Genomic DNA, 5,718 nt, shown 5'->3' on the forward strand with positions numbered 1-5,718 from the left:
GTGGGTATAATGCATAGTTAGTGTATTTTATGCCGCTCAAAGAAGTGGTGTACTTTGCCGTGGAACACTGGTGTACTTTGTTCGGAATATCCACACTAATCATATCAAGGAGCTGCTGTTGACTATAATCCGGTATACGGCTAATGCAATCTGCAGAATTTATCAGCTCCCCTAACCAGGCATTTACCTCACAATCTATGACCAGATGTATCCGGTCTGTTTTTCCTCCATTTGTAACATGATGCCGCAGATTGGCATTCATATACCAGCACTCGCCCGGCAGCATAGTTATGCGCTGATCCTGAACATAAAATGCGACATCCGGATTGGTGACCAGAGGGATATGTAGCCTTGCCTCTCCCAATTCGAAAGAAAGTTCATGATCGCAATGCGGTTTAATTACTGCCCCCGCAGCCAGATTTAATAACCTTACAGATTTGACTGTACACTGAAAGGTGGCCAGAAATTTCCGGATAGACGGGAACATATCCATATTCGGATGATCCGCAAAAACATCATTTGCTGTCAAACCTGGAATAATAGTATCCAGCCCCCCAACTGATCTTAATGGCAATACGGTCCAGCTACCCTCATAGTTACCACTATTAAAATGATTATCCCAATGCAGTAACAATGATTTAAGCTCCTGCTTCATCAAAGAATACTCCGGAAATACCGATAATTTAGCGTAAACAATCATAGTACATTAACAATTAACCAACAAAATTATAGCTACCAGTTGTGTTCGTACAAGTTAATATTGAAATATAACAATTGAAAATATTATTTCAATATTGTTTATCTGCCAGTTAAAGAAACGGATTAGCTGCAGTTATTAACCAGATTCCTCTAAATACACCCCTTAAAACCCAAATACAAGTCAGTGATTCTCAGTGCAATTCGTTTATTTTGACACATAATGATGTTACATTACTGGATTTAAGTGCCAATCGTGAGAAAATAAATATTAAATAATTTGCACTTAACATTGTAAAAATTATATTTGTTTAACTAAACAAGTCGCTCTCAAATGACAATAGTTTTACATAACAATCACACGGGTGTACTCCCGGCTATGGATTGCTACCATTCTAACAGATGGTTTAAGGCAACTATATCTACCTATAGGTTTATTTTAGAAGAACTATATATAGAAAATATTTCCAGAACAAACTACTTCCGCTTTGATAAGGCCGCACAAAATGAATTAAATAAAGCTATAATCGCGCTATTTAATCACTTTAGCTTTATCTGCTTAAAACAACTGCAAGCCTATTTTCCGGAATATAAAAAATTGGAATAAATATTTTTATTGCTGAGGTAACTATTACATCCCTATCCCGGTTGGATGATTTACATAAAAATGGTCAGTGCAGTTTATGTACAGGCAGATTTTAAAGATAAATATTCAACATTTTTTAAAAGCGCGATCCCCTATTTTATTATGCTGCTATAAATCTTCTAAAAGAAGACAGATTCGAAACACCATTTTCAAAATAAAAACATATCAATTAACAATCTAAAAGACAAAACATTATGGATCCAATGTTAGGAACAATTCTTTTATGGCCAATTCCATTTGCACCGGTAGGTTATGCATTATGTAATGGCGCTTCATTAGCAGTTCAGCAAAATGCAGCTTTATTTTCTTTACTCGGAACAAGGTATGGCGGAGACGGACAAAATACTTTTAAACTTCCAGACCTTAGAAACAGAGTTCCACGCGGGCTGAATAATCCAACCGATGCTACTGCATTAGGTGGAAGTGATGTTTACACAGGAACTGCAAGTGGAACAGTTAGTGTTACATTGACTACAGCGAATCTACCTGCACATAGTCATCCTACAACTGCAGGAACTTTGAGCATCAGCATTCCTGTAAGCACAGACAGTTCAAATAACACAGATACTCCCGGTCCAACTACAGTACTCACCAAAGGAATAGTTAGTTCAGGTATCAGCTCTAATCCTTCAAAGCAGTATACAACACTGGCTCCAACCACAAACCTGCTTCCTTTCAACGCGGCAATTCCAGCAGGTAATACAGGTAATGCAGGAACAGGAACTCCGTTAGCTGCTCCGGTTGTAGTTCCATTAACGATACCTACCCTTCCGGCTTATTGTCCGGTAAACTTTATCATAGCGATACAAGGAATCTACCCTTCAAGAAACTAACCAGATTGTGAAGAAAAAAATAGGTCTGTTAATACCTTTTTCAGGAGAGTACCCGTATTTAAAACGGGTACTACTGAAACCTTTTGCAGCATATGCAGAGGATACTGGCGGCGAAATCATTAAAGAATTTATTGATAAAGGCACAGATAAAGATGTTTCCAAAGCCATTGATAAATTATTTTATCATGATGACGTAGACGTAATTGTCGGATATGCAGGCTACAGGGTAGCTATCCAAATGTTTGACAAGCTCAGAAATAATCCTGAAAAATTATTTATCAACCTGAGTATGGGTGAAATTATTCCCTACACACACTCCGTAATTAATTACCCCCCTAATTACTACCTGGTAAGTTCCAATGCGTGGAAATCTATCGCATTTTTAGGCAACTGGGTAGCTAATGAGTTACCTGCTGAAAACTGCCTGATCTGTACTTCTTTGTACGACGCAGGATATAGTCTCAATGAATCATTCAGAATTGGCTATCACAGCCAGCAGGCCAAATCACTTCAGAGCTGTACTTTAAATAACCCACCCGATGTAATAGATGTATCAGTTTTATATAGGGAAATTATAAGGCTACGCCCGGAACATCTTCATATCACCTTGTGTGGCAAAGAATTATATACTTTTATTAATAATTTCTCCACTTACATTGATCCCGCTTATATACCTTCCATATCTTTTGCATTCCCTATAGGTCTAAACGAGGTTAATTCCTTACACCCCTCTTTCAGGGCTACCTATACCTGTTTAATAGATCGTATATATGACAATAATCTACAGGATTTAGCCAAGGACCCAATTGCTCAGAAAAGCCATTTCTATATTAAGAAATGATCCATATAATGATGAATCTGAAATTATTTCTATTCTGGAAATGGATATGATTCAAAGTACTATCAGTAAAAACGCTTTCTCAGGATCAATCTCTGAATCTCTGTATCCACAGTTTAATTTTTCAGCAGAACAAACCTTGTCAGCATGGCAAAATCCTTATTTGTGTATTTAATCCTTTACCTATGAAAAAAATTCTACTATTATCGTTCTTCTTTTGCTGTTTCTATTTTGCCAGCAACAAAGCATCCGCACAAATAGGGTATAAATTTACCGGCTCTCAGGCAAGTAATGCAAAATCGGGAGATTTAAAAAATGTTGTCTCTAACCTTAACAGTTTCACGTATGAATTCTGGGCAAACCGCTCAAATATCAGCGGAGACAATATATTTACCTCTATTGTTTCCAATAATACAGAAGCGGGAGGATTCGGAATATTTAACGGTCAACTGGTTGTCTCATTATCCTCAGATTTTGGAATAGCTTATACGACATCGACCACTCTACCTGGCAATAGTGCAAACGCATGGCATCATTATGCTTTTGTTTTCAATGCAGGAAACTGGAGCTTTTATTTTGATGGTGTCCTGGCAGGTGGTAATCTTCCGGATCAGGAAGGATTAGCGCAAACCCCCGCTTACTCAGGTATAGGTGCTACATTCTTTAATGCAGGCAGCCAGCAGAGTGGAGTGTTACCCAACTTTGATGGCAGCATGGATGACATCCGTGTCTGGAACACTGCCCGCACTGCAACTCAGATTAACAATAGCAGACTGACTGAATTAACAGGATCAGAACCTGGCTTGGTGGCATATTATAAACTTAATGAACAATCCGGGCAAATTTGTTACCGATAGCGGACCAAATGGTTTAAATGGGGTTTTAGGTAGTACTACTGCTATTGAACCAATAGATCCTACAATCAATGTAACAGGCAGAGTTGCTGGTTACCCTTTGGCTACTACCACTGGTGCTACAGCTATAACTGGAACAGGTGCTACATTAAGTGGTACAATTCATGATAACGGAAATGCAACCACCACAAGTTTTGATTACGGCACCAGCGCTACATTAGCTGGTTCAAGTTCTATAAATGCAGCTCCTGCTACTGTGAGCGCAGGCACCGGTAATACTGTCGTAACTGCAACTCCTGCTGGCCTGAATCCATCAACTACTTATTATTACAGAAGTAAAGGTCTGAATAGTTCAGGTACAACATCAGGTAATATTCTGAATTTTACCACATCCGCAGCGGCACCAGTTATTACACTCGTAACAAACTCAGTAACAGCCCCATTCAGCACCACTTACGGTACAGCATCAGGTTCGAAATCATTTGTACTTAGTGGAACTAATTTAACCGCAGGCGTACTCATCACACCACCGACAACAGGTTTTGAAGTAAGTACTGACAATGTTAACTTTTCTCCCACCGTAACAGTCGGTGGAGCAGGTAATTTCGGTCCTGTACCGGTTTATATTAGAATTACAGCTAATGCTCCTGCTACAGCTGCCCCTATTACCGGAAATATACAATTGTCCAGTGCCGGAGTTACTACTCCTCCCACTATCACGTTACCTGCTAATACAGTGATAACCAAGGCACCTCTAACCATTACAGTAAATAACCAAACTAAGATATATGGCGCTCCTATACCCACTTTAACAGCTAGTTATAGCGGTTTTGTAAATGGAGACACTCCTGCCAGTTTAACCACTCCACCTATTTTGGCCACTACAGCCACAACTGCCTCTGCTGTCGCAGGAAGTCCGTATGCAATCACAGCCAGCGGGGTAGTCAGTTCAAATTATGCTATCACATACGTGCCGGGTAATTTAACCGTATCCGCCGCACCGCTGACCATTACCGCAAATAACCAGACTAAGGTATATGGCGCTGCGTTACCTATTCTAACAGCCAGTTATACTGGTTTTGTGAATGGGGATACCCAAGCTAGCTTAACGACTGCACCTACACTGACCACTACCGCTACTACGGCTTCTTCTGTTTCAGGAAGTCCGTATGCGATTACTGCCACTGGGGCAGTTAATACGAACTATACGATCAGTTATGTGCCGGGTAACTTATCCATAACTACTGCTCCGCTAACCATTACTGCAAATAATCAGACTAAAGCCTATGGTGCTGCGTTACCTGCTTTAACGGCTAGTTATACTGGTTTTGTGAATGGGGATACTCAGGCTAGCCTAACAACGCTACCTACCCTAACCACCACAGCTACAGCAGCTTCTTCTGTTGCAGGAAGTCCGTATGCAATCACGGCAAGTGGCGCAGTTAGTGCAAATTATACTATTAGTTATGTGCCGGGTAGCTTAACCATAACCGCTGCACCGCTGACTATTACTGCAAGTAACCAAACTAAGTTATATGGTGCTGCATTACCTGCTTTAACAGCCAGTTACACTGGTTTTGTGAACGGAGATACTCAGGCTAGCTTAATTACTGCCCCTACCCTGACCACTACCGCTACAGCAACTTCTGCTGTTGCAGGAAGTCCGTATTCAATCACTGCCAGTGGCGCAGTTAGCGCAAATTATACCATCAGTTATGTGCCAGGTAGCTTAACCGTAACCGCCGCACCGCTGACCATCACCGCAGACAACAAAACTAAAGCTTACGGTGCTGCATTACCTATTTTAACAGCCAGTTATACTGGTTTTGTGAATGGTGATACCCAAGCTAG

At 40.4% G+C, this 5,718-nt stretch carries 5 protein-coding genes; 4 read left to right on the top strand and 1 reads right to left on the bottom strand.

Annotated features, from left to right (window positions below; translation table 11 throughout):
• The coding region (locus LY11_RS25855) for an aspartyl/asparaginyl beta-hydroxylase domain-containing protein (protein WP_111636476.1) at positions 1-700 on the bottom strand (700 nt) is incomplete at its 3' end.
• Positions 701-1,536: 836 nt separating this feature from the next.
• On the opposite strand from LY11_RS25855, the gene LY11_RS25865 reads away from it, so the two are divergent.
• From LY11_RS25865 to LY11_RS26820, 4 genes are all read left to right on the top strand, one after another.
• Entirely contained in the window at positions 1,537-2,175 is a 639-nt protein-coding gene (locus LY11_RS25865) for a phage tail protein (protein WP_111636478.1), read from the top strand.
• Positions 2,176-2,182: 7 nt separating this feature from the next.
• Positions 2,183-3,016, top strand: coding sequence for an ABC transporter substrate-binding protein (locus tag LY11_RS25870; RefSeq protein WP_111636479.1), 834 nt, complete (start codon positions 2,183-2,185; stop codon positions 3,014-3,016).
• Between the two features lie 182 nt (positions 3,017-3,198).
• Positions 3,199-3,870: a LamG domain-containing protein gene (locus LY11_RS25880; RefSeq protein ID WP_111636481.1), complete on the top strand. Its 672-nt coding sequence runs from the start codon at positions 3,199-3,201 to the stop codon at positions 3,868-3,870.
• A partial coding sequence (locus tag LY11_RS26820; RefSeq protein ID WP_170132777.1) for an MBG-2 domain-containing protein occupies positions 3,839-5,718 on the top strand: 1,880 nt, incomplete at its 3' end. The genes LY11_RS25880 and LY11_RS26820, both read left to right, overlap by 32 nt.

It is taken from the genome of Pedobacter cryoconitis (assembly GCF_003259615.1).
In the GTDB taxonomy this organism is placed as follows: Bacteria; Bacteroidota; Bacteroidia; order Sphingobacteriales; family Sphingobacteriaceae; genus Pedobacter; species Pedobacter cryoconitis.